The sequence below is a fragment of the Rhizobium sp. WYCCWR 11128 genome, assembly GCF_013416305.1.
GTDB classification, from domain to species: Bacteria; Pseudomonadota; Alphaproteobacteria; order Rhizobiales; family Rhizobiaceae; genus Rhizobium; species Rhizobium indicum.
The window spans coordinates 622,844-645,025 of the sequence record NZ_JACCEZ010000001.1 but is presented as its reverse complement, the minus strand read 5'-3'; the positions used below and the strand labels follow the sequence as shown (position 1 = coordinate 645,025).

Sequence of the window (22,182 nt, the reverse complement as noted above, 5' to 3'; positions counted from 1 at the left end):
TGGATATAAATGAAGAGGCGGCCCGATGGGGCCGTCTGCGATTTCTTTGCAGATATGCTTAAGAAATCAGGCGCGAAACGCCGCATGCTCGGCATCGAAAAGGCTTTCGCCGATAACCGTCGCATTATAGGTCGAACCGAGGTTTTGATCTTCAGCTTCGTGCCTTCCTTGGCGCAAGCCGGCGGCCGACGAGCCCACCCCGGCTGGCACCGCTCGGCCGAAGCAATTATAAACGAGCATCGACCCCGACCCGCCGACAGGTTCGCCCATGATCCAATCCGACCCGGTAATCGCATGGCTTCTCGACTCCGACCCGCCGATCCGATGGCAGGTGATGCGTGACCTGCTCGATGCTCCGGAGCGGGAGTGGATGACTGAGCGGGCCAAAGTCGAGACCGAGGGCTGGGGCGCAAGGCTGCTCTCCTGCCAGGATGAGGACGGGCAATGGGCAGGCGGCGCCTTCCTGCCCGCCGGTTTCGACCCGCGCGAGTGGAAGGAGCATGGCCAGCCGTGGACGGCCACGACCTTCTCGCTGTCGCAATTGCGCGAATTCGGTCTCGATCCCGCCTGCGATTGCGCCAGGCGCACCGTCAAATTGATCGGCGCCAACGCCCGTTGGGAAGAAGGCGGCCAGCCCTATTGGGAAGGCGAAGTCGAAGAGTGCATCAACGGCCGCACCGTTGCCGATGGCGCCTATTTCGGGATCGACGTCTCACCCATCGTCGACAGGCTGGCCGGCGAGCGTCTCGATGACGGTGGCTGGAACTGCGAGCGGATCAATGGCTCCGTCCGCTCGTCTTTCGCCAGCACCATCAATGTGCTGGAAGGCTTGCTGGAATACCAGAGATCGACCGGCGGCACGCATCAGTCTCGAGAGGCGCGCAGGACAGGTGAGGAGTTTCTGCTGGCCCGCAACCTCTTCCGCCGCCTTGGCACCGGCGAGCCGGCCGACGAACGCTTCCTGCACTTCCTGCATCCGAACCGGTGGCGCTACGACATTTTGCGCGCGCTCGACTATTTCCGCGCAAGCGCGATCCTGACCGGCGCCGATCCCGATCCGCGCCTCGGCGTGGCAATCGAGCACCTGCGTTTCAGACGCTTGCAGGACGGCAGTTGGCCGCTCGACGAGAGCCCTGCCGGTCGGGTGTGGTTCGAGGTCGATGACGGGCAAGGCAAGCCCTCACGGTGGGTGACGCTCCGGGCGATGCGGGTGCTCAGATGGTGGGATGCCCGGCCCTCAATCAATGCCTAACGGCAAACCCAGCGAGCGCAGGAAATGCGCCTCGATAGCGCCCAGCAATTCGGCACGATCGGACGGTGTCTCCGCGATGCCGGGCTGATTGACCACACCGTGCAGGGCGTTGAACAGAAACACCGCGGTAAAGCCGGGATCACTGACCGACCAGGCATTCTCGCCAGCACCGGCAGCAAGAAATTCGTTCAGATGGTCGATCAGGATGTTGCGCGAAAGCCCCTCCTTTGTTGCGGGAGGGGCTGCCACGAAGGCGAGATGATGCAGCCCGGCTGCGTCGAGGTAGCCGGTGGCGCATGCCGTCGACCAGGCCGCCAGCTTCCCGCGCCAATCCTCTTGCCTCCGTCCTTCGACCGCCGCGATGATGCCATCCAGCACACCCTGCACGAAACGGGCGCGCAGTGCCTGAAGAACATCAGCCTTCGAGGAGAAGTGCAGGTAGAACGTGCCCTTGGCGACCCCCGCCCCGGTCGTGATCTCCTCGATCGTGGTCTGCTCCAGGCCCTTTTCCAGAAACAGCCGCTCGGCCGCGGTCATCAGCTCGTCACGCCGCTCTTCGGGGGGTTTGGTTCTCGGTTTTGAAACAGGATTGGCCGGCATCGGCAGGACTAGTCCACTCTCATTGGCGGCGCGTGGGACCGGTCCTGTGCAGGTAGCCGGTAAACACGTCGCGCATTGCGGTGCTCTCGATCTCAGGCAGCAGACGACCGACTTCGCCGCGATGATAGCCGGCATGCGTCACCACATGGGCCAGCATCTCCTCGCGGGACATGCGTCCGCGTCCGCCATCGGTGAAGGTGAAGTCGACGACCTCCTCCATTTCCTCGGGCGTTATACGCGAGGTGTAATCGATATACCAACGGTCCGTATCCTGGATATCGAAGGACAACTGCGCCAAAGCCGGCACTTCGCTGCTCCAGCTCGCCGCATAGGAGTGATCCAGCCGTTGAAGATTGGCGGCGAAGATCCGATCGACGAGATGGGCGTGATTGAGGACGCGAAGGGCCGATCGGAACTCGTCGGATCGCGCCTCCACCCCGAGCGCGTTCAAGGCATCGAGAAGCTCGTCGTCGACGCTGGCTTTGTATTGGAACAGAGAGTTCAACAGTGTCTGCGCGCTCATGGCGATCTCCGGATGTGAACTGGATGCCGCCGGCATAACACCGGCAGCCTCCATCTACATCACTGACTGGTGGTCAGTCAATACACTTCCGATCTCTCTGCCACCCTGCCCTGCCGCGCGATCTTATGTGTCGTTACGCACAGCAGCCGCTCGCTGCCGCTTGTGGCCCGCAGCAGGCCGCCGCCCTGCTGTTTTCCTCTGCCAGCCAGCGATCGCGCGGCTTGCAGCTTGCCGGCCGCGGCGAAAGCGTAACATGGACGGCGCCGGCGCGAAGAACCGGCATCGCCGCGCAATAAAGCTGCATTGGCCGCACGCCGTCGCTGACTTCGAAGGTCAGCTTCGCCGAACCATCCAGTTGCACATGATCGGAAACCTTGCGGATGATTGCATGGAACTTGCCGGCCGGCATATGCGTGCGGTCGGCTTCCTCGATATCCCAGAGTTGGATGAAGATTTCCGCCCACGCTTCGGGATTGGCGCCGCAATCCAGGCCTGAGAATTGGCCCGCCTTGACCTCGGTGACATGATAGCCAGGCTTCACCGCCTTGCCGTCATAATAGAAAATCAGCGGAGAATCCTTGGCGCCGGTAAGCACACTGAGCAGCAGGCCGAGATCGATGTCGTTCTCTTGAATTTTGCTGTTGTCGATGACGTTCATTTGCGCTAATCCTCGTTTCAATGATTCAAGGATTATTGAAATATGGATCAACGTCAAGCCCTCATCGCATTCGGCGCGCTCTCGCAGGAAACCCGCCTTCACATCGTCCGCATGCTCGTAGTTTCGGGTCCCGACGGCATGGCGGCAGGCGCGATCGCTGAAAAGGCGGAGGTCTCGCCCTCTAATATCTCCTTCCACCTGAAGGAGCTCGAACGGTCGGGCCTGATCGCGCAGCAGCGTGAATCCCGGTCGATCATTTACACCGCGAGCTACGAGGCGCTTGGCGGCATGGTTCGCTTCCTGATGGAAGATTGCTGTTCCGGGCATCCGGAAATCTGCGCACCTGCCGCGGAGGTTGCGGCCTGCTGTACCCCTAAAATGAAGGAGAAACTGCAATGACCCCTGACCGCGTTTACAATGTGCTCTTTCTCTGCACGGGCAATTCTGCCCGCTCGATCCTGGCGGAATCCATCCTGGAGACCGAAGGCAAGGGTCGATTCAAGGCCTATTCGGCCGGCAGTCAGCCGAAGGGTGAAGTCAATCCCTATGCGCTGAAGGAGCTTGCAGCGCAGGGCTACCCAACAGTCGGTTTCCGCTCGAAGAGCTGGGACGAATTCGCCGAACCGGGCGCTCCGGAGATGGACTTCATCTTTACGGTTTGCGACAGCGCTGCCGGCGAGGCTTGTCCCGTCTGGATCGGTCATCCGATGACCGCCCATTGGGGCGTCGAGGACCCCGCTGTCGTCGAGGGCAGCGAAGTCGACAAAGGCCGCGCTTTCGCGCAGGCCGCCCGCTTCCTCAAGAACCGGATCAGCGCCTTTTTGAGCCTGCCTCTTTCCTCGATCGACAAGCTCGCCCTGGAATCGCACCTGCGCCAGATCGGCACAATGGAAGGCGCCAGCAGTAAACAGCCCAAGGCGAGCTGATGGGTTTCGAATTGAACCAGCAGGCCTTGGAAGGGCACGACGACAGACTTCGCGGCGCGCTCGCAGGCGCCGGGCTTCCGGTCGATGACCTCACAGACGCCGGCCGAAGCTTCTATCGGTTTTCACGTGGCGGCGAGACGGTCGGCTTCGGCGGGCTGGAACTCTATGGCGAGACTGTACTCCTGCGTTCCATTGTCGTGCTGTCCGATCAGCAAGGTTTTGGCTTCGGCCATGCGATCACCCTTGGCCTGCTCGATCAGGCCCAAAGGAAAGGCGCAACAGCCGCCTATCTGTTGACAGAAACAGCCGCCCCCTTCTTTCAATCGCTCGGCTTTCGTTCGATCGCCCGCGATGAAGCGCCGGCCGAGATTCTGACGACGCGGCAGGCCGCAAGCCTGTGCCCGGCATCGGCCGCCCTGATGGTCCGGAGCCTGCCGGCATGAGCGCGCCGGTGTTCCCCCCGTGTCGACGACTGGTCGCCGAAGCGCTCGGCACGATGCTGCTCGTAGCAACCGTCGTCGGCTCGGGCATCATGGCGGATAGCCTGACGGACGATACGGCGCTTGCGCTGCTCGGCAATACGCTGGCAACGGGGGCAATCCTCGTCGTCCTGATCACGATCTTAGGCCCGATTTCCGGGGCTCATTTCAATCCGGTCGTGTCGCTGGTGTTTGCGCTCCGGCGCGAACTGCCTGCCTCCTCCCTTCCCGCCTATATCGCGGCGCAGATCGTCGGCGGCATTGCCGGGACGATGCTCGCTCATGCGATGTTCGCCCTTCCCGTGCTGCAGGCCTCGGAAACCGTGCGCACCGGCGGCGCGCAATGGCTCTCTGAAGTGACGGCAACCTTCGGCCTCGTCTTCGTCATCTTAGCCGGTGTGCGCTTTCGCGCCGATGCCGTGGCATGGCTGGTCGGCCTTTATATCACCGCCGCCTATTGGTTCACCGCCTCCACGTCCTTCGCCAATCCCGCCGTCGCAATTGCTCGATCGCTGACGCACACCTTTTCCGGCATCCGCGCGATCGATCTACCGGGCTTTATAGCCGCTGAAGTCCTCGGCGCCTTGCTGGCGCTGATCCTTGCGGGCTGGCTGCTGATGGAAGCCCGCGATCCTGAAACCCTCACCAAGACGGAATCCGCCTCATGACCATAGATGTTACGATCTATCACAACCCCGAATGCGGCACTTCGCGCAACACGCTTGCGATGATCCAGAACGCCGGCATTGAGCCGAACGTTATCGAATATATGAAAAACCCGCCGTCGCGCGAGCAGCTAATCAAGGTGATTGCGGATGCAGGTTTGAGCGTTCGCGAGGCGATCCGCGAAAAGGGCACGCCCTATGCGGAGCTCGGCCTCGACAACCCTGATCTTACCGACGAGCAATTGCTCGACGCGATGCTGAAAGATCCGATCCTGATCAACCGGCCCTTCGTCATCACGCCGCTCGGCACGCGCCTGTCGCGGCCGTCGGAACTTGTCCTCGAAATCCTGCCGGAGACGCATCAGGGCGCCTTCACCAAGGAGGACGGCGAGAAGGTGCTCGATACCGGAGGCAAGCGCATTGTCTGATCTGCCTGCCCTATCGCCGATGCATCTGCGTCAACCGGATACGGACGCGCTCAGGCCGGCGTTCTCGACGCACAAGCCTCGCATCTTGATCCTTTATGGCTCCCTGCGAGCGGTGTCCTACAGCCGCTTCCTCGCACAGGAGGCCGCGTGGCTGCTCGAATATTTCGGCTGCGAAGTGCGCATCTTCAATCCGGAAGGTCTGCCGCTGCCTGATGCAGCGCCGGCGAGCCACCCAAAAGTTCAGGAACTGCGCGAATGGTCGGCATGGTCGGAAGGCCAGGTATGGGTCAGCCCCGAACGTCATGGCGCGATGACCGGCATCATGAAAGCGCAGATCGACTGGATTCCATTGTCGGTCGGCTCGGTCCGGCCGACGCAAGGCAAGACGCTGGCGGTGATGCAGGTCTCCGGCGGCTCCCAGTCCTTCAATGCGATAAGCCAGCTCCGCATTCTTGGCCGTTGGATGCGGATGATCACTATCCCCAATCAGTCCTCGGTCGCCAAAGCTTTCCAGGAATTCGACGCGGACGGCCGTATGAAACCCTCATCCTATTACGACCGCGTCGTCGACGTCTGCGAGGAACTGGTGAAGTTCACGCTGCTGACCCGTGATGCCTCGAACTATCTGACCGACCGCTACAGCGAACGGAAAGAAGAAGCCGAAAAGCTCGAACAGCGCGTGAGCCTCAGATCCCTATGACAATTGTCAGCACCGAACGACCGCCGGTAGCCGCCATCGCCGCGCTCGGGCTCACGCAGATCATCGGTTATGGATCGCTCTATTACAGCTTCAGCATCCTCGCCCCTGACATGGCCCGTGATCTGGGCTGGTCATCGGAATGGATCTTCGGCGCGCTCTCCGCGGCCCTTCTGATCGGCGGTCTGGCCGCACCTCTCATCGGCACGTGGATCGATCGCTTCGGCGCCGGCAGGATCATGACATCAGGCTCGGCGATTGCCGCCGCCGCCCTCGTCGCCTGCGCCTTCGCGCCGGGAAAGATCGCTTTCGTCGCGGCATTGATCGGCATCGAGATCGCCTCGAACCTGGTGCAATATGGCGCAGCCTTCGCCCTGCTCGTGCAGATCAGGCCGCAGGTCGCACAGCGCAGCATCACCTACCTGACGCTGATCGCCGGCTTCGCCTCGACCATCTTCTGGCCGATCACCACGGCGCTGCATGCGCATCTCTCATGGCAGAACGTCTATCTGATCTTCGCCGCGCTCAATCTCGTCGTCTGCCTTCCCATTCATGCTTGGCTCTCCCATGGCGTCAGCCAAACCAAGAGACGACATGCACACGAAACCGCAAAACGCGTCGAGCCGAGCCTTCCGCCGTCGGTGCGCAGGCCGGCCTTTATCCTGATGGTGACGGGCTTTGCTTTGGAAAGCTTCGTGAACTCGGCACTTCTGGTTCACATGGTGCCTGTCATGTCGGCACTCGGCCTCGGCGCCATGGCAGTGGTGGTCGGGACGCTCTTCGGTCCGTCACAGGTGCTGAGCCGCCTCATCAACATGGTCTTCGGCGAGAGCTTGTCGCAAGTGATGCTGGCGATCATCTGCGCCATCCTGCTGCCGGCAGCCCTTGTCATCCTTATCGCCACCGCACCCTCGGTGCCGGGCGCGCTGGTCTTCGCCGTCGTCTTCGGCCTCGGCTCTGGCCTTAACAGCATCGTCTACGGAACCTTGCCGCTCGCGCTCTTCGGAAGCGATGGCTACGGCCGGCGGCAAGGACAAATCATGTCGGTCCGTCTCGTCGTCTCCTCGATGGCGCCGTTCGCGCTCGCCTTCCTGATGGGTAATCTCGGCGTATCGTGGTCGCTGTCGATCGCTGCATTGCTCAGCACCGTCGCCGTAGCCGCATTCTTCGCCATTATGCGGCTGACGCGCCCGGTTGCCCGGCCGGAAACTGTTCCCCATCCCCGAGAAGCTTGAGCGCATTAATCAGGACGGGCGCTACTTGACGACGGCCGAGCCCTTGACGATGTCGATCGTCTCGCCGCCGTCGAGTCCGATGCGGTCGCCGTCGGGCGTTGTCATGAAGCAGCCGGAAGCACAGAGGTTTTCCGAAGCGCCGGCATCGACCACGACCTCGACGCGCTGGCCGCTCTCGGTGATGACGAGCACGACGGCGGCTGGATCGGTGTTGGTGATGGATGCCGCTTCAGCCGCGGGTGCGGCAAGCAGCGGGATAAGCAGAACGGCGGCAAACCTTGCCATCATGTGCGGCGGCGCTGGCGCGCCCTCCCCTCGAACGATCGGTGCTGCCCCCGGCAGCGATCCCGATAGTGGAGATCATGCACATATAGCTGTGAATGATGGCTGAATGACCCGTTCAGCCTTTCCGATTGCCGTCCGCCGTCTTGCTGCGCAATTGCCGCACCGGCTGCTCTTCCTCCTCCATGGGCGTGTCCGCCGAGTTTTCCTGCTCGTTGGGTTGATCCCTGCCCGCATCGGCAAGCGCGGGACGAGCCTCTCGATGGATGGTAAGATCGGTCTGTGGCAGCGGGATCTCGATGCCCTCGGCCTTGAAGCGCTTAAGGATCTCGATCCTGAGATTGTTGCGCACCGCCATGCCGTCACCCATGTCGGCGAGGAAGAAACGCAGCTCGAAATCCAGCGAATAGGGGCCGAAGCGCAGGAATTCGACATGCGGCTCCGGATTGCGCATGACGAGCGGTATCTTGGCCGTCAGTTCCAGCAGGATGTCCATCACCTGCTGCGGATCGGCGTTGTAGGCGACGGAAACCGGGATTTCCGAGCGGCCGATCTTGTTGCGGTGCGTCCAGTTGCCGACGAGGCCGTTGATCAAATCAGAATTCGGCACGATGATCGACTGCTTGCGGAAGGTCTCGATCTCGGTGGCGCGCACCGAAATGCGTTTGACGATACCTTCGGCGGTGCCGGAAACGACATGGTCGCCGACCTTGAACGGCCGTTCGACGAGCAGGATCAGGCCGGAGACGAAGTTGGAGACGATGTTCTGCAGACCGAAACCGATACCGACCGAAAGTGCGGAAGCGACGAGCGCGAAGCTCGACAGGTCGATGCCGGCCGCCGAAACGCCGATGATCGCTGCTATGCCGACGCCGAGATAGCCGATGCCCGTCTTGACCGAATTGCGCACGCCAAGATCGACATGGCTTCTGGCCATCACATTGCCATCGAGCCAGCGCTGCAGCCAGCGCGTCAGCAGGTAGACGCCGGCAAACAAGAGAATGCCGGTGCAGATGCCGAGCAGCGAGATGCTGATACCGCCGAGCCTGACCTCGGTGAACAGCCGATAGGCAAGAATCTGCAGATCCTGCACATGGAAGCCCCAGAGCAGCAGGATCAGCGGGATGCCGACGAGAAGCGCCACCGCATAGATGGCAAGGCCGACGAGCAGGCCAGCCTGATCGATCGCCACCGGCCCGAGCTTGAAGCGACGCGTCAGGAAGCTTGCGAAGAAGGTATCGCCGAAGCTTTCCTGCCTTGATATCGCCTTGCCGGAGAGCAGGCCGACATACATGGTGGCGACCAGCGCGCCGGTGATGATGAGCTGCGTGGCGGCGAAGCGCGCGAGCCCGACATAACCCGTGAGCGCTGTGAGGATGAGGCCGGCGCCGACGACCCGCAGGATGATCGCCATGCCGCGAGGCCAATGCCGTCCCGGCGCATCGGGATCGCCGTTCTTCGCCAGCATCGGTCTGCCGAAGGAGACCGCGATCAGGATCAGGCCGATGATCAGCGCAGCAATCAGGCTTCTGACCACGGTCAAGACCAGCGGCGAGCCCATCGCCTCGCCGATCGTGCCGAAGAGGTAATCGAGCGCGTTGACGATCGCCATCGCCAGCAGGCAGTAGCCGATCGAGCGCGCGCCGAGATTGGAAAGCCGCACGAGCCGCCAGCGCGGTTCGCGCGGCGCGAAGATGGCGTTGACGAAGCGGCCGACGAAATAGACAAGCCCGATCGCCCCGAACAGGGCGCCGATGACAGGCGCGATATCGGGCCTCAGCACATTGAACCCGTTAAGGAAAAAGAACGAAGTAACGAGCAGCACCGAGAGCGCCAGCGTGCGGATCAACGTCGACCAGAAGGCGATCGACAGCCGGCCGATATAGGACGGATTCTCGACAGCCTCGTCGCGGCGCAGGTAGGAGCCGAACAGCCGGTAACTGCCGGAGAGTAGGATCAGCGCCGAGGCGAGCGACAGGAAGATCGCGGCAAACATTGGGAAACGCTTAAATTTCCAGACGAAGGTGGCCCAGCTCGACAGAGCCTGCGTGAATTCGCTGGCCTCGTGCACGAAGGCGCTGCCGGCATCGTCGAGCACCGAGACCGAAATCTCGGTGCGTCTGAGCAGCGTATCGGCAAACAGCCGCCGCCGCATCTCGGTGATCTCGTTGACGAGCTTCGTCACCGTGATCGAGAGGTTTTCGGCATCGCCCGTCAGCGCGTTGATCTGCGCGCGTTCGGCGGCGAGCGCGTTGCGCTCTTGGGTGACGATCTCGGCTTCAGGCGGCTGCCCGTCCTTCGGCGGATCGCCGATCTCGGCAAGCCGGTTCTTGATCTGGTCGAAACGCGGCCTCAGATTGACCGATATGGTGATGACGGCGCGACTGAGCTCGTCGGCCTTGGTCGCAAGCCCGACCAGGGCATCGTCATTGTCGGCATTCTGCTTGACGCCGTCCTGAAGCGCCGTCAGCTGGACCTTCGCCTTGTCGATTTCCTTTGTCGCTTGGTCGAACGGCATATCGGCGAGCGGCGCCTGCGCCGCCGCCTGCGCCGCCGCCGGTGCCTGCGGCTCCTGTGCGAAGGCCGCAGCACCCTTGAAATGCGCGCCGGCGACCGCCAGCGTCAGCAGAAGAATGGTGCGAAGCAGAATCGGTCTCAGCCGCAAAAGCGCCTCCGGGAAAGGTTGTCGTCGGAATAGAATGCCAGCTTGTCTTAGTAAAGAAAGGCGACAGAAAGGCGGAAGCTCCCTGGAAACCCTTAGAAACCGGCATTGGGCCGGGAGAGATAGTCGCATTCCTCAGCCGTCGACTCGCGTCCGAGCATGGCATTGCGGTGCGGAAAGCGGCCGTAGGCGGCGATCACGTCGCGGTGGCGGATCGCATAATCGAGATATTCCGCATCGCCGAGGGCGTCGAACAGTTCCACCGATCGCTCCTGCTCCCCAAGGTCCTCGGCATGTTCGAACGGCATGTAGAAAAAGGTACGGCATGCGGCCTCGACCGCCTGATCGGCGCCCGATGCAAGCGCGAGCTTGGCTTCCCGAAGCGCCAGACCATCGGTCGCGACGGCAAGCGCAGTGCCGCGATAGATGTTGCGAGGAAACTGGTCGAGGACGATCACAGCCGCCAGCCGGCTCTCCGCATCCCCCCGCCATTCGGCGCCAACACCGGCCGCAAGAGCCAGATGGGTATCGCGGAAGCCTTCGCGGATCTCCACGTCGAGTTCCGGCGTCGAGCGGAACCACAGCTCCCGGCCGCATCTCACGAACCAGAAATCATACACTTCGCGTGGTGTGCGGATCGTCGCCATGTTTCCTCTTCCCTAGCGTTAGGAATGATGATGTTTTGTCGGTAAACTATTGTAGAGATAGGATAAATTCCGTTCCTTGCGCCCTTTCATCCGCCTGCCGGCACCTTCTCCCCGAGGGGAGAAGAGACTTGCGGCGGCGCCTCATTCCCCCTTCTACCCAGCGGGAAGGTGCCGGCAGGCGGATGAGGGGGCGGCAAACTCAGTGCCGGACGGGAAAATCCCCTACTTCCCCTCATGCAACGAAAACACCAGCGTCGCCTTGGTTCCGTCGTGGCCGGGATCATAGGCGAAATCCGATTTCAGGCTGGCGGCCATCGCCGTCAGGATGCGTGTACCAAGGCCGGTTCCCCTGGCCGGGCTCGACGGGTCGAAACCGGCGCCGTCATCCTCGACGATGACACGCAATGCCCCATCCGTCTGGTCGACGATGACGCGGATCTCGCCCGGCACGTTGTCCGGATAGGCATATTTAAAGGCATTGGTGACGAGCTCGCTGACGATCAGCCCGAGCGTGATCACCTTGTCGGTCGCCAGATTGACCGGCTGCGCGGTGAGGACGATCCGGTGCGGCCGCTTGTCGTCGCGCATCGAGGTTTCGAGTTCGGTGAGCAGGCTGTTCAGATATTCATCGACCTGTACCGAGCCGACCTGGCGATTGGTATAGAGCCGGCGGTGCACGCTGGCGATGGCGTTAATCCGCATCTGCGTTTCGTGCAGCGCGTCGATCGCAACCTGATCCGTGGTCATCGAGGATTGCATGCGGATCAGCGCGCCGACGAGGCCGAGGCTGTTGGCGATGCGGTGATTGACTTCGGTGAGCAGCATTTCGGCAAGGTCGCGCTGCTGGCGGATCACCTCCTGCGCCTGCGCCGTCTCGCGGCGAAAACGCGCTCGTTCCAGCGCCTGTTCAAGGGCGGCGGCGAGCAGGTCGAAATAGTCGGGTGAGATCCCTTTGAGCATGTAGTCGTCGGCGCCGGCCTTCAGCGCCGCGACCGCGATGCTGGTATCGTCCGAACCCGTCGCATAGATGACCGGCGGATGATCCGGCATCGCCGTGATGCAGGGCAGAATGTCGAGGCCGGTTTCGCCCGCCAGGACATGATCGAGCACGACGGCGTCGATACCGCCTTCGCCCAGTCTTGCAAGGCCGGCAGCGCCGCTCTCGGCCCACTCGACCGAAAAGCCGCGCCGGCGCAGGTTTTTCTGCATCAGTAGGGCGAGCCCCTCGTCGTCGTCGATATAGAGGATGTGGATCAGGGCATCCGCATCGCCGCTAGAATTGCTCATTCGGTCTCCCGGCGTTTTCTCGCAGCGACGACCGCCCGCAAGCGTCCGAGTCGTCCGCATGGCAATGTCGTATTGCATTGGCGGCCTGGGGTAAACAGCGGTTATCCCTCGCTCTTGTCGCAGGCGGCGCAGAAGGAGGATGTCGGGAAGCCGGCATTTTCAGACATGACCCTGGCCTGGGGAGGATCCCTGTGGAAGTCGTTGAAGGAGATGGGGAAACGAAAAACCTGAAATGAGATGCATGAACGCCGAGCGGCCCGATTGGTTCCGCGGATAAGCTAATTTTTCTGGAATTTCCGATGGCCTGAAACTTCGGCTCCCGCCTCCGCCGGCAATTGCAGGAAGCGCAGAGACGAGACGACGCCGATCACGCCGACCACGATGAAAGCCCAGCGGAAATCGGCAAGGACAGGATTGTCGGCGCCCCTGAAAGCCGAGGCAATGTTGAGCACGGCCGCCGCCACTGCCACGCCGAGCAGCATCGATACCTGCTGCAGCATGCTCGACAGCGTCGAGGCCGAGCTTCGCTGCGCCGGGCCGATATCGGCGAAAGCCAGCGTGTTCAGCGCGGTGAATTCCATCGACCGCGACAGGCCGGCGAGAAAAAGCAGCGCATGGATGAAAAACAGCGGCGTCGCCGGCGAGAGGAAACCGCAGCCGACGATCGAAAATGCTGCGATCAGCCCATTGACCCCAAGCACTGTGCGAAAGCCGAAGAAGCGCAGCAGCGGCGTCGTCACCGCCTTCATGCTGAAATTGCCGAGGAAATAGACGAGCAGATAGGTGCCGGCGGCAATCGAACTCAGGCCGAAGCCGAGCTGGAACAGCAAAGGCAGCAGGAACGGCGTCGCATTGATCGCCATTCGGCAGGCCGTGCCCGCCGACAAAGTCGACATCGAGAAGGTCTGGATGCGGAAGGCTGAAAGATCGAGCAGCGGATTGTCGACGGCGAGGAAATGCCGCGTCGCCATGACTGACAGCACGATGCCCGCCGCCAGCATTGATATAATGGGCAAAAGCCCGCCGTCCCATTTGACCGAGAGTTCGAGGGCGGCGAGCAGGAAGGTCAGCCCGGCAGCGCTCAACACAAAACCCACGAGATCCAGCCGGCCGGGATTGGTCTCGCGCTGCTCCGGCACGAAACGCAGCACCAGTGCGATTCCGAGAATGCCGATCGGGATATTGATGAGGAAGTTCCAGTGCCAGCTGGCATAGGTGGTGATAAAGCCGCCGAGCACCGGGCCGATCACCGGCGCTGTCAGCGCCGGCCAGGTGATCAGCGCAATCGCCTGGACGAGTTCGGACTTGCGGGCATTCTTCAGCACGATGATGCGCCCGACCGGCGTCATCAGTGCACTGCCTGCGCCCTGGACGGCGCGCCACAGCACGAATTCCGCAAGGCTGCCGGACAGCCCGCAGAACAGCGAGGCGCCGGTGAAGACGGCGATCGACATCAAGAAGATGCGGCGCGCGCCGAACCGATCGCCGAGCCAGCCCGACAGCGGAATGAAGGCGGCCATCGTCAGCATATAGACGGTGATGCCGATGCTCATCGACACCGGCTGCACGTTAAAGCTTGCCGCCATCTGCGGCAGCGAGGTGGTGACGATCGTGCCGTCGAGGATCTGCATGAAGAAGGAAACGGCAACGACCAGTGCCACGATCTTCGCCTGGCGGCCGCTTGCCGCCTCTTGCCCATTCTCGCTCGTCTCTGCCGTGGTCATCGATCTGCCAATGAAAATTCAGGATGACGCGGCAGGAAAACGGGAAGGAAGCCGATCGGAGATCTGCCGCGCGGAGGAGCGCGGACATGGAAAGCCGCGCACTGGCTGAATACGCCCGTTGCATCCGGCCGGAAAGGCTAAATCTCGCACTACGCAGGAATATTCCCGATACGGCCCGATACCTAGAGCATGATGCCGAAAAGTGTGAGCGGTTTTCGGACGACATCATGCTCTAACTATACAACGTGGAACAGGATGATTTTAGGCCGACCCGGCCTAAAATCATCCTGTTCTAGCGGCGTCGACCCAAGAAAGGATTCAAGAAAAAGGCCCCACCGAAGCGAGGCCAAGCTTGAACCGCTCCGGGGAAAAACAGGAGCGGCGTGCAGTCCATACCGTGCGATCGATGTCGCAACGAGGCCAGATGTCGCTGCATCGGTACGCTCGCCAAAGATTTTTTCGCGATCCGCCAAAAAAAGATCGCCCCAAACTATCCACCCATGTGGTGCAACACCTGTCGCATTGCAGCAACGATTGGCGCTTGCAATGTTTATAAAAATTGATATCACTAAACATATTGCTAAACATGATGATTGAGGAGTTCATGTGAGCATTCTCTGAAGTGGGTGAACATGCGACGCCGGCGGGGAGCCGGCCCTTGGTTCTGGGAGGAACTTATGCAGAAAACATCGAAAGCCCTTTTCGGGCTGGCCACGGCATTCGTCATGTCGTCGGCATTGCCCAATCTCGCCAAAGCCGATGAACTGACGCTGTGCTGGGCCGCATGGGACCCCGCCAATGCGCTCGTCGAGCTGTCGAAGGATTTCACCGCCAAGACCGGCACGCAGATGAAGTTCGAATTCGTTCCCTGGACGAGTTACGCCGACCGCTTCCTCAACGAGCTGAATTCCCATGGCAAGCTCTGCGACCTCATCATCGGCGACAGCCAGTGGATCGGCGGCTCGGCCGAGAACGGCCACTACGTCAAGCTCAACGACTTCTTCGACAAGGAAGGCATCAAGATGGATGACTTCGTGCCGGCGACCGTCGTCGGTTACTCGGAATGGCCGAAGAACACGCCGAACTACTGGGCGCTGCCTGCCATGGGCGACGTCGTCGGCTGGACCTACCGCAAGGACTGGTTCGAAAAGCCGGAACTGCAGAAGGAATTCAAGGAGAAGTACGGCCGGGATCTCGCAGCCCCGAAGACCTACGACGAGCTGAAGCAGATCGCCGAGTTCTTCCAGAAGCGCGAGATCGACGGCAAGACCGTCTACGGCGCCTCGATCTATACCGAGCGCGGCTCCGAAGGCATCACCATGGGCGTGACCAACGTGCTCTACGACTGGGGCTTCCAGTACGAGAACCCGCAGAAGCCCTATGACATGGAAGGCTTCGTCAACTCGGCCGATGCGGTCAAGGGCCTCGAATTCTACAAGTCCCTCTATGATTGCTGCACCCCGCCCGGCAGCTCCAACGTCTACATGGTCGAATCCGCCGACGCCTTCAAATCCGGCCAGGTCGCCATGCAGATGAACTTCGCCTTCACCTGGCCCGGCCTCTACAAGGACGAGAAGGTCGGCGGCGACAGGATCGGCTTCTTCCCCAATCCGGCTGAAAAGGCGCATTTCGCCCAGCTCGGCGGCCAGGGCATCTCGGTGGTCGCCTATTCCGACAAGCGCGACGCCGCCCTGCAATACATCAAGTGGTTCGCACAGCCCGACGTGCAGGCCAAATGGTGGGAACTCGGCGGCTTTTCATGCCTGAATTCCGTCGTCAACGCGCCGGGCTTTGCCAAGAGCCAGCCTTATGCCCAGGCCTTCCTGGACTCGATGGCGATCGTCAAGGACTTCTGGGCCGAGCCGAGTTACGCCTCGCTGCTGCAGGCCATGCAGAAGCGCGTCCATAACTACGTGGTCGCCGGCAACGGCACCGCCCAGGAAGCGCTCGACGGTCTGGTGAAGGACTGGAGCGACGTCTTCAAGGACGACGGCAAGATCTAGTGCCCGACGGGACCGGCGGCATCCCTCTGCGCCATCCTCACCAGGTTGGCGGCCCGGATCGGCAGACGAGCCGGGCCGCCAGATCTCTCATATCCTAAAAGACCCCGTGCCCCGAAACGACCAGGTGAAAACTTGACTATTTCCCAATCCTCCATCGTCGAGAAGGCAGCCGATGCGACAGCAAGGGCAACGCCCTCCTCGGTCGCCCGGCGCGTCCGCGGCCTCTCCGACAGGGCAATCGCCTGGCTGTTCATTGCGCCTGCCATCACCCTTCTCTTGGCGATCAACATCTTTCCGCTGCTTTGGGCGGTCTATCTCTCCTTCACCAACTACCGCGCCAACCGGCCGAATGCGCCGGTCCTGGGCGTCGGCTTTGGAAACTACCAGCGCGTTCTCAACGACCCCGACATCTGGCAGGCAATGCAGACCACCGCGCATTTCGTCTTCTGGACGATCGTGCTGCAGACGGTGATCGGCTTCACGCTCGCTTACCTGATCGACCGCAAGTTTCGCGGCCATGCCTTCTGGACGACGATCATCCTGATCCCGATGATGCTGTCGCCCGCCGTGGTCGGCAATTTCTGGCGCTTCCTCTACGAGCCACAGATCGGCCTCTTCGCCTATGCCGTGTCGATGGTCACAGGCATTCCGACCTCCGATATCCAGATGCTCGGCAACGTTACGCTGGCGCCCTGGGCAATCATCATCGTCGATACCTGGATGTGGACGCCCTATGTGATGCTGATCTGCCTCGCCGGCCTGCGCTCGATCCCCGACTATATCTATGAGGCGGCCGAGGTCGACCGCGCTTCGCCATGGCGCCAGTTCTGGTCGATCACCGTGCCGATGGCCCTGCCCTTCATCATGCTCGCCGTGCTCTTCCGCGGCATCGAGAATTTCAAGATGTTCGACATGGTGACGCTGCTCACCGGCGGCGGTCCGGGCTCGGTCACAGAGGTCGCCTCGATCACGCTGAAGCGCGCCGCCTTCGAAAGCTGGGCGACTGGCCGGGCCTCGGCCTTCGCCATCATCCTCTTCGTCGCGGTGTTCGGCCTCGCCAACATCTACGTCAAGGCATTGAACAAGGTGAAGCAACGATGAGCGCCGCCAACTCCGCCCATTCGGTCGTCGTACCGAGCCTCACCAGCAAGCGCATCGCCGGCACCATCGTCGTTCTTTATGCGCTGATCACCCTCATCCCGCTCGTCTGGATCTTCCTGACCAGCATCAAGTCGCCGCCGGATTCGATCAGCTATCCCCCGAAGATCGTCTTTTCACCATCGCTCGAAGGCTATTGCAACCTGTTCACGACGCGCACCCGGCAGACACCCGACTATATCGCCTCGCTGCCGGCGCCGGTCGGCACCTGCGATGAGGTGACGCGCAAGCGCAACATGGTGATAGCAGGCCCGTCGAATTTCCTGCCGCGCTTCATCAATTCGCTGGTGATCGCCTTCGGCTCCACCTTCCTTGCGGTCTTCCTCGGCACGCTCGCCGCCTATGGCTTTTCCCGCTTCAAGATCCCACTCGCCGACGACCTGATGTTCTTCATCCTGTCGACGCGCATGATGCCGCCGATCGCCGTCGCCATTCCGATCTACCTGATGTATCGCGAGCTCGGCCTGTCGGACACGGCGCTCGGCATGATCCTGCTCTACACCGCCGTCAACGTCTCGCTCGCCGTCTGGCTGCTCAAGGGTTTCATCGAGGAGATCCCGCGCGAATACGAGGAAGCGGCGATGATCGACGGCTATACGAGACTGCAGGCCTTCCGCAAGGTCGTGCTGCCGCAGGCAACGACCGGCATTGCCGCAACGGCGATCTTCTGCTTGATCTTTGCCTGGAACGAATATGCCTTCGCCGCCCTGCTGACCTCGGGTGAGGCCCAGACCGCGCCGCCCTTCATCCCGACGATCATCGGCGAAGGCGGACAGGACTGGCCGGCAGTTGCCGCCGGCACGACGATCTTCCTGATCCCGATCCTCGTCTTCACCATTCTCCTGCGCAAGCAGCTGCTGCGCGGCATCACCTTCGGAGCTGTCCGCAAATGAGCCATCTGATAGAAACACGCACCCGCACCCCTGCCCGTCCGAAACGGCCCTTCTTCCTGCGCCGTGGTCCGATGGAGGCCATCGCTACCGTGCTGATCGGGCTCGGCTTCCTGATGCTGTTCCAGCCCTTCCTGCTGCTGCTCTACACCTATTCGCTGGTCACTCTGCTCATAGGCACGGTCATGTTCATCATCGTCTCGAAATTCCCGGAGTGAACCATGGCGGACATCCGGATCGAAAATCTCCGCAAGGAATTCGGCAGTTTCGTCGCCGTCGAGGATTCGAGCTTCACCGTCCATGACGGCGAGTTCCTGGCGCTGCTCGGACCTTCCGGCTGCGGCAAGACGACGACGCTTCGCATGATCGCCGGCCTCGAGTTGCCCAGCAGCGGCAAGATCTATCTCGACGGCGAGGACGTCACCTTCAACCGCGCCAGCGCCCGCGACATCGCCTTCGTCTTCCAACTCTTCGCGCTCTACCCGCATATGAACGTGCGCCAGAATATCGGCTTCCCGCTGCTGTCGCAGGGCATGCCCAAGGCCGAAATCCGTCAGCGCGTCGAAGAGACCGCGCGTCTGCTGCAGATCGACCATATTCTCAACCGCTCGGTCTCCGGCCTTGCCGGCGGCGACCGGCAGCGCGTGGCGCTCGGCCGCGCCATCGTCCGGCGTCCGAAGTGCTTCCTGATGGACGAGCCGCTCGGCACGCTCGACGCCGAGTTCCGCGAGATCATGGTCCACGAGCTGCGCGAACTGCACAACCGCATCCACGCCACCACCGTCTACGTCACCCATGACCAGCATGAGGCGATGGCAATGGCCGACAAGATCGCCGTCATGAACCATGGCGTCATCGAGCAATTCGGTACGCCGCAGGAGATCTACGCCAAGCCGGCGACCATGTATGTCGCCGATTTCATCGGCTCGCCGCCGATGAACTTCATGCGCTTCACCTCCGGCCTGAAAAGCGGCGATCGCTCCATCCTGCTCGACGGCGTCGATGTCGCTGTTCCCGAGATCCACCAGGACATGGCCGAGAGCGAACTGGCGCTCGGCGTGCGGCCGGAGCATATCCGCTTCAGCGACGCCTCGGCGCTGCGCGGCGCCGTCTATGGCAGCGAATATCTCGGCACCAACCAGGTCGTGGCTGTGGAAACCCAGGGTGGGCTGATCAAGGCCCGCGTTCCCGCCAATCGCAGCTTCCAGATCGGCGAAAGGGTCGGCCTCGAATTCAACCCGGCGAAACTCGCGCTCTTCGACTGCACATCGGGCCGTGCGGTGCCATCCCAGCTCTATCAGGAGACCCGGCATGGCTGATGTCGTCCTCAGGAACCTCGCCAAGCGCTTCGGCGACACCCAGGCTTTGGCCGACCTCGACCTTTCGATCCGCGACGGCGAGTTCGTCGTGCTGCTCGGTCCCACAGGCGCCGGCAAGACCACGACGCTGCGGCTGATCGCCGGCCTCGAAAAGCCCGATAGCGGCGGCATCGAGATCGGCGGCCGCAATGTCGCCACTGAGGCGCCTGCCGAACGCGACGTCGCCTTCGTCTTCCAGCAATATTCGCTCTATCCGCATATGACTGTTTACGAGAACCTCGCCTTCCCGCTAAAGGCGCCGATCCGCAAGCTGAGTGCGGCGGAGATCGATCGGCGCGTGCGCGAAGTCGCGCGCATGGTCCGGATCGACCATAAGCTGGAGAACCGCTCGACCAGGCTTTCCGGCGGCGAGATGCAGCGTGTCGCGATCGGCCGGGCGCTGGTGCGCAAGCCGGCGATCTACCTGATGGACGAGCCGCTGTCCTCGCTCGACGCCAAGCTGCGCGCCGAACTACGCCTCGAGCTGAAACGCATCCAGAAGGAACTCGGCTCGACTTTGCTCTATGTCACCCACGACCAGGTGGAAGCCATGACCATGGCCGATCGCATCGGCATCGTTGCCGAGGGACGGCTGATGCAGGTTGGAACACCGCGCGAAATCTACGGCAATCCCGCCAACCTGCACGTCGCCGCCCGCCTCGGCCAGCCGCATATCAACCTTCTGCCGGCGGACCTGCTGCCTGGCGGCCAGCCGCCTGCCGGCACGAAGACGGTCGGCGCCCGCACCGAGCATCTCGACATCATCGTCGGCAAGGATGCCAATGCCGAGATCGACTGGATCGAACATCTCGGCGACCAGAACCATCTGCACATCAGGGTCCGCGATCCCAGGCAGGCCGCGCGGGAACACAAGCTCGTCACACTTGCGGATCCATATCTGGCGATTGCGCCGGGCGACCGAATCAGCCTGACGCTGCGTGATCCGCTTTATTTCGATGCGGCTGGACAGCGCCTGTCTTGACCGGCAAACAAACATGGCGATGGCATGAAAAACAAACAGACGGGTCTCAATCGATGAAACACTTTTTCAACCGCAGGGAAAACATCGTCACCGAAGCTCTGGACGGTCTGCTTATGACGAGCAGCAACGGTCGTCTTGCCCGCCTCGACAGCTTTCCCGACATCAAGGTGATCCTGCGCGCGGACTGGGACAAGTCGAAGGTGGCGATCATCTCCGGCGGCGGCGCCGGCCATGAGCCCTCCCATGCCGGCTTCGTCGGTAAGGGCATGCTGACGGCGGCCGTCTCCGGCGAAATCTTCGCCTCGCCGAGCGTCGATGCCGTGCTGACGGCGATCCGCGCCGTGACCGGCCCGAAGGGCGCCCTGCTGATCGTCAAGAACTACACCGGCGACCGGCTGAATTTCGGCCTCGCCGCCGAAAAGGCGCGCGCCGAAGGCTTCGACGTCGAGATGGTCATCGTCGCCGACGACATCGCCATTCCCGGCATCAACCAGCCGCGCGGCGTCGCCGGCACGCTGTTCGTCCACAAGATATCGGGCTATCACGCCGAAAGGGGCGAGGACCTGAAGACGGTCGCAGCCCATGCCGCGGCTGCGGCCGGCGAAATCGTCTCGCTCGGCATGTCGCTTTCCACTTGCAGCGTGCCCGGCCAAGCCCATGAGGACCGTCTCGGCGAGAACGAAGGCGAACTCGGCCTCGGCATCCATGGCGAGCCCGGCGTCGAGCGCATCACGCTGCAGCCGGTCACCGATATTGTTGCCACTATGGTGGCGCGCCTATCGCCTGCGCTTCGCGAAGGGGCAAGCCACTGCCTCCTCATCAACAATCTCGGCGCCGTGCCGCCGCTCGAAATGACCGTCATCGCCAATGCTGTATTGTCCTCGCAGCTTGCCGATCGCATCCGTCTGATCATCGGCCCGGCGCCGATGATGACGGCACTCAACATGAACGGCTTCTCGCTGTCGCTGATCCGGCTGGACGCCGTTCGCGAGGCGGCGCTGACGGCGGCGGTCGAACCGCATGCCTGGATGCCGGCCGTCGAACGCCACGAGATCAGGATCATCGCCGCACCGAGAACGGCGGCCGGTTTGAACGGCGCGACGGTGGCCGGGGAGAACAGCGACAACCGTCGCCTGATCACGGCGCTCTGCGAGCATCTGATCTCGGAGGAAAGCGAACTGAACCGGCTGGACGGCCGCGTCGGCGATGGCGATACCGGCTCGACGGTGGCGACGGGCGCCCGCAGCGTGCTGGCCCGTCTCGACACGCTGCCGCTCGACCGGCCGGCGGCAACGCTTGCCTCGCTCGGCGACATCCTCGGCACCAGCATGGGCGGATCGAGCGGCGTACTGCTGTCGATCTTCTTCACCGCCGCAGCAAAGGCGATGGCTGACAAGGCCGAAATCGCCGCCGCCCTTCTTGCCGGGCTCGACAGGATGACGTTCTATGGCGGAGCCGCAGTCGGCGACCGGACGATGGTCGATGCGCTCTCGCCTGCCCTGCAGGCGCTCGCATCCGGCGATATCGCCGCTGCGGCAAGGGCTGCGGCAGCGGGTGCGGAGTCGACGAAGACGATGTTGAAGGCGAGAGCCGGACGTGCCTCCTATGTAGGCGAAAGGGATCTGGCGGGCGTTGCGGATCCCGGCGCCGTGGCGGTTGCTGGCGCGTTCGGCGTGGCGGCAAGCCTCGCCTGACCGGCGTGAAATTCAAAAGCCCGCGGGAGGCG

Annotated in this window: 24 protein-coding genes; 15 read left to right on the top strand and 9 right to left on the bottom strand. The window is 62.3% G+C overall.

The window, feature by feature from the left end:
* Nucleotides 1-66 precede the first annotated feature (66 nt).
* Nucleotides 67-270 carry a hypothetical protein gene (locus tag HX898_RS03250; RefSeq protein ID WP_180193996.1) on the bottom strand — a complete coding sequence of 68 codons (204 nt, stop codon included), beginning with the start codon at nucleotides 268-270 and terminating at the stop codon, nucleotides 67-69.
* Here HX898_RS03250 and HX898_RS03245 point away from each other — a divergent pair.
* Nucleotides 269-1,252 carry a squalene cyclase gene (locus HX898_RS03245; protein WP_180193995.1) on the top strand — a complete coding sequence of 328 codons (984 nt, stop codon included), beginning with the start codon at nucleotides 269-271 and terminating at the stop codon, nucleotides 1,250-1,252. The two genes, HX898_RS03250 and HX898_RS03245, sit on opposite strands and share 2 nt — an antisense overlap.
* Here the strand turns inward: HX898_RS03245 and HX898_RS03240 are convergent.
* From HX898_RS03240 to HX898_RS03230, 3 genes are all read right to left on the bottom strand, one after another.
* Entirely contained in the window at nucleotides 1,238-1,852 is a 615-nt protein-coding gene (locus HX898_RS03240; RefSeq protein ID WP_180193994.1) for a TetR/AcrR family transcriptional regulator, read from the bottom strand. The two genes, HX898_RS03245 and HX898_RS03240, sit on opposite strands and share 15 nt — an antisense overlap.
* Before the next feature lie 19 nt (nucleotides 1,853-1,871).
* The gene (locus tag HX898_RS03235; protein WP_180193993.1) at nucleotides 1,872-2,375 is read right to left on the bottom strand and encodes a DinB family protein; all 504 of its coding nucleotides are present in this window, start codon (nucleotides 2,373-2,375) and stop codon (nucleotides 1,872-1,874) included.
* Nucleotides 2,376-2,508: 133 nt separating this feature from the next.
* A complete protein-coding gene (locus HX898_RS03230; protein ID WP_138329102.1) occupies nucleotides 2,509-3,033 on the bottom strand; it encodes a DUF6428 family protein in 525 nt (174 codons plus the stop codon).
* A 42-nt stretch (nucleotides 3,034-3,075) separates the two neighbouring features.
* Between HX898_RS03230 and HX898_RS03225 the strand changes: the two genes are divergently transcribed.
* The 7 genes from HX898_RS03225 to arsK are packed head-to-tail and all read left to right on the top strand — an operon-like array spanning nucleotide 3,076 to nucleotide 7,463.
* Nucleotides 3,076-3,432 carry a metalloregulator ArsR/SmtB family transcription factor gene (locus HX898_RS03225; protein WP_180193992.1) on the top strand — a complete coding sequence of 119 codons (357 nt, stop codon included), beginning with the start codon at nucleotides 3,076-3,078 and terminating at the stop codon, nucleotides 3,430-3,432.
* The gene (locus tag HX898_RS03220; protein ID WP_180193991.1) at nucleotides 3,429-3,959 is read left to right on the top strand and encodes an arsenate reductase ArsC; all 531 of its coding nucleotides are present in this window, start codon (nucleotides 3,429-3,431) and stop codon (nucleotides 3,957-3,959) included. The genes HX898_RS03225 and HX898_RS03220 overlap by 4 nt, the downstream gene beginning before the upstream one ends.
* Complete coding sequence (arsN2, locus tag HX898_RS03215) at nucleotides 3,959-4,402, top strand: arsenic resistance N-acetyltransferase ArsN2 (protein ID WP_180193990.1); 444 nt, start codon at nucleotides 3,959-3,961, stop codon at nucleotides 4,400-4,402. The genes HX898_RS03220 and arsN2 overlap by 1 nt, the downstream gene beginning before the upstream one ends.
* Complete coding sequence (locus HX898_RS03210) at nucleotides 4,399-5,106, top strand: MIP/aquaporin family protein (protein WP_180193989.1); 708 nt, start codon at nucleotides 4,399-4,401, stop codon at nucleotides 5,104-5,106. The genes arsN2 and HX898_RS03210 overlap by 4 nt, the downstream gene beginning before the upstream one ends.
* Complete coding sequence (gene arsC / locus HX898_RS03205; RefSeq protein WP_180193988.1) at nucleotides 5,103-5,531, top strand: arsenate reductase (glutaredoxin); 429 nt, start codon at nucleotides 5,103-5,105, stop codon at nucleotides 5,529-5,531. The genes HX898_RS03210 and arsC overlap by 4 nt, the downstream gene beginning before the upstream one ends.
* Entirely contained in the window at nucleotides 5,506-6,231 is a 726-nt protein-coding gene (gene arsH / locus HX898_RS03200) for an arsenical resistance protein ArsH (RefSeq protein ID WP_168311617.1), read from the top strand. Before arsC ends, arsH begins: the two co-directional genes overlap by 26 nt.
* The gene (gene arsK, locus HX898_RS03195) at nucleotides 6,228-7,463 is read left to right on the top strand and encodes an arsenite efflux MFS transporter ArsK (protein WP_171598624.1); all 1,236 of its coding nucleotides are present in this window, start codon (nucleotides 6,228-6,230) and stop codon (nucleotides 7,461-7,463) included. Before arsH ends, arsK begins: the two co-directional genes overlap by 4 nt.
* A 21-nt stretch (nucleotides 7,464-7,484) precedes the next feature.
* On the opposite strand, the gene HX898_RS03190 is transcribed toward arsK, so the two are convergent.
* The 5 genes from HX898_RS03190 to HX898_RS03170 form a co-directional block, all read right to left on the bottom strand.
* Nucleotides 7,485-7,751: a hypothetical protein gene (locus HX898_RS03190; protein WP_064250899.1), complete on the bottom strand. Its 267-nt coding sequence runs from the start codon at nucleotides 7,749-7,751 to the stop codon at nucleotides 7,485-7,487.
* Nucleotides 7,752-7,863: 112 nt separating this feature from the next.
* Nucleotides 7,864-10,410, bottom strand: coding sequence for a mechanosensitive ion channel family protein (locus HX898_RS03185; protein ID WP_180193987.1), 2,547 nt, complete (start codon nucleotides 10,408-10,410; stop codon nucleotides 7,864-7,866).
* A 92-nt stretch (nucleotides 10,411-10,502) separates the two neighbouring features.
* Nucleotides 10,503-11,054 carry a DUF924 family protein gene (locus HX898_RS03180; protein WP_180193986.1) on the bottom strand — a complete coding sequence of 184 codons (552 nt, stop codon included), beginning with the start codon at nucleotides 11,052-11,054 and terminating at the stop codon, nucleotides 10,503-10,505.
* A gap of 222 nt (nucleotides 11,055-11,276) precedes the next feature.
* Nucleotides 11,277-12,341, bottom strand: coding sequence for a sensor histidine kinase (locus tag HX898_RS03175; protein ID WP_138329094.1), 1,065 nt, complete (start codon nucleotides 12,339-12,341; stop codon nucleotides 11,277-11,279).
* A gap of 278 nt (nucleotides 12,342-12,619) precedes the next feature.
* Nucleotides 12,620-14,065 carry an MFS transporter gene (locus HX898_RS03170; RefSeq protein WP_180193985.1) on the bottom strand — a complete coding sequence of 482 codons (1,446 nt, stop codon included), beginning with the start codon at nucleotides 14,063-14,065 and terminating at the stop codon, nucleotides 12,620-12,622.
* A 677-nt stretch (nucleotides 14,066-14,742) separates the two neighbouring features.
* On the opposite strand from HX898_RS03170, the gene HX898_RS03165 reads away from it, so the two are divergent.
* The 7 genes from HX898_RS03165 (at nucleotide 14,743) to HX898_RS03135 (ending at nucleotide 22,150) form a co-directional block, all read left to right on the top strand.
* Nucleotides 14,743-16,068 (top strand): ABC transporter substrate-binding protein, encoded by a 1,326-nt coding sequence (locus HX898_RS03165; RefSeq protein WP_180193984.1) that lies wholly within the window; start codon nucleotides 14,743-14,745, stop codon nucleotides 16,066-16,068.
* A gap of 132 nt (nucleotides 16,069-16,200) precedes the next feature.
* Nucleotides 16,201-17,169, top strand: coding sequence for a sugar ABC transporter permease (locus HX898_RS03160; protein WP_180193983.1), 969 nt, complete (start codon nucleotides 16,201-16,203; stop codon nucleotides 17,167-17,169).
* Complete coding sequence (locus tag HX898_RS03155; RefSeq protein ID WP_180193982.1) at nucleotides 17,166-18,119, top strand: carbohydrate ABC transporter permease; 954 nt, start codon at nucleotides 17,166-17,168, stop codon at nucleotides 18,117-18,119. Before HX898_RS03160 ends, HX898_RS03155 begins: the two co-directional genes overlap by 4 nt.
* Entirely contained in the window at nucleotides 18,116-18,334 is a 219-nt protein-coding gene (locus tag HX898_RS03150) for a hypothetical protein (protein ID WP_138387434.1), read from the top strand. Before HX898_RS03155 ends, HX898_RS03150 begins: the two co-directional genes overlap by 4 nt.
* Before the next feature lie 3 nt (nucleotides 18,335-18,337).
* Nucleotides 18,338-19,435, top strand: coding sequence for an ABC transporter ATP-binding protein (locus tag HX898_RS03145; RefSeq protein WP_180193981.1), 1,098 nt, complete (start codon nucleotides 18,338-18,340; stop codon nucleotides 19,433-19,435).
* Nucleotides 19,428-20,456, top strand: a complete 1,029-nt coding sequence (locus HX898_RS03140; protein ID WP_180193980.1) for an ABC transporter ATP-binding protein — start codon at nucleotides 19,428-19,430, stop codon at nucleotides 20,454-20,456. Before HX898_RS03145 ends, HX898_RS03140 begins: the two co-directional genes overlap by 8 nt.
* A gap of 53 nt (nucleotides 20,457-20,509) precedes the next feature.
* Entirely contained in the window at nucleotides 20,510-22,150 is a 1,641-nt protein-coding gene (locus tag HX898_RS03135; RefSeq protein WP_180193979.1) for a dihydroxyacetone kinase subunit DhaK, read from the top strand.
* Nucleotides 22,151-22,182: the final 32 nt, after the last annotated feature.

Coding starts and splice junctions, on each gene's coding strand:
- HX898_RS03230 (WP_138329102.1), bottom strand. CDS start 3,033: ATGAACGTCATCGACAACAGCAAAATTCAAGAGAACGACATCGATCTC.
- HX898_RS03220 (WP_180193991.1), top strand. CDS start 3,429: ATGACCCCTGACCGCGTTTACAATGTGCTCTTTCTCTGCACGGGCAAT.
- HX898_RS03180 (WP_180193986.1), bottom strand. CDS start 11,054: ATGGCGACGATCCGCACACCACGCGAAGTGTATGATTTCTGGTTCGTG.
- HX898_RS03135 (WP_180193979.1), top strand. CDS start 20,510: ATGAAACACTTTTTCAACCGCAGGGAAAACATCGTCACCGAAGCTCTG.
- HX898_RS03235 (WP_180193993.1), bottom strand. CDS start 2,375: ATGAGCGCGCAGACACTGTTGAACTCTCTGTTCCAATACAAAGCCAGC.
- arsN2 (WP_180193990.1), top strand. CDS start 3,959: ATGGGTTTCGAATTGAACCAGCAGGCCTTGGAAGGGCACGACGACAGA.
- HX898_RS03250 (WP_180193996.1), bottom strand. CDS start 270: ATGGGCGAACCTGTCGGCGGGTCGGGGTCGATGCTCGTTTATAATTGC.
- HX898_RS03155 (WP_180193982.1), top strand. CDS start 17,166: ATGAGCGCCGCCAACTCCGCCCATTCGGTCGTCGTACCGAGCCTCACC.
- arsC (WP_180193988.1), top strand. CDS start 5,103: ATGACCATAGATGTTACGATCTATCACAACCCCGAATGCGGCACTTCG.
- HX898_RS03245 (WP_180193995.1), top strand. CDS start 269: ATGATCCAATCCGACCCGGTAATCGCATGGCTTCTCGACTCCGACCCG.
- HX898_RS03145 (WP_180193981.1), top strand. CDS start 18,338: ATGGCGGACATCCGGATCGAAAATCTCCGCAAGGAATTCGGCAGTTTC.
- HX898_RS03240 (WP_180193994.1), bottom strand. CDS start 1,852: ATGCCGGCCAATCCTGTTTCAAAACCGAGAACCAAACCCCCCGAAGAG.
- HX898_RS03150 (WP_138387434.1), top strand. CDS start 18,116: ATGAGCCATCTGATAGAAACACGCACCCGCACCCCTGCCCGTCCGAAA.
- HX898_RS03190 (WP_064250899.1), bottom strand. CDS start 7,751: ATGATGGCAAGGTTTGCCGCCGTTCTGCTTATCCCGCTGCTTGCCGCA.
- HX898_RS03175 (WP_138329094.1), bottom strand. CDS start 12,341: ATGAGCAATTCTAGCGGCGATGCGGATGCCCTGATCCACATCCTCTAT.
- arsK (WP_171598624.1), top strand. CDS start 6,228: ATGACAATTGTCAGCACCGAACGACCGCCGGTAGCCGCCATCGCCGCG.
- HX898_RS03170 (WP_180193985.1), bottom strand. CDS start 14,065: ATGACCACGGCAGAGACGAGCGAGAATGGGCAAGAGGCGGCAAGCGGC.
- HX898_RS03165 (WP_180193984.1), top strand. CDS start 14,743: ATGCAGAAAACATCGAAAGCCCTTTTCGGGCTGGCCACGGCATTCGTC.
- HX898_RS03210 (WP_180193989.1), top strand. CDS start 4,399: ATGAGCGCGCCGGTGTTCCCCCCGTGTCGACGACTGGTCGCCGAAGCG.
- HX898_RS03225 (WP_180193992.1), top strand. CDS start 3,076: ATGGATCAACGTCAAGCCCTCATCGCATTCGGCGCGCTCTCGCAGGAA.
- HX898_RS03140 (WP_180193980.1), top strand. CDS start 19,428: ATGGCTGATGTCGTCCTCAGGAACCTCGCCAAGCGCTTCGGCGACACC.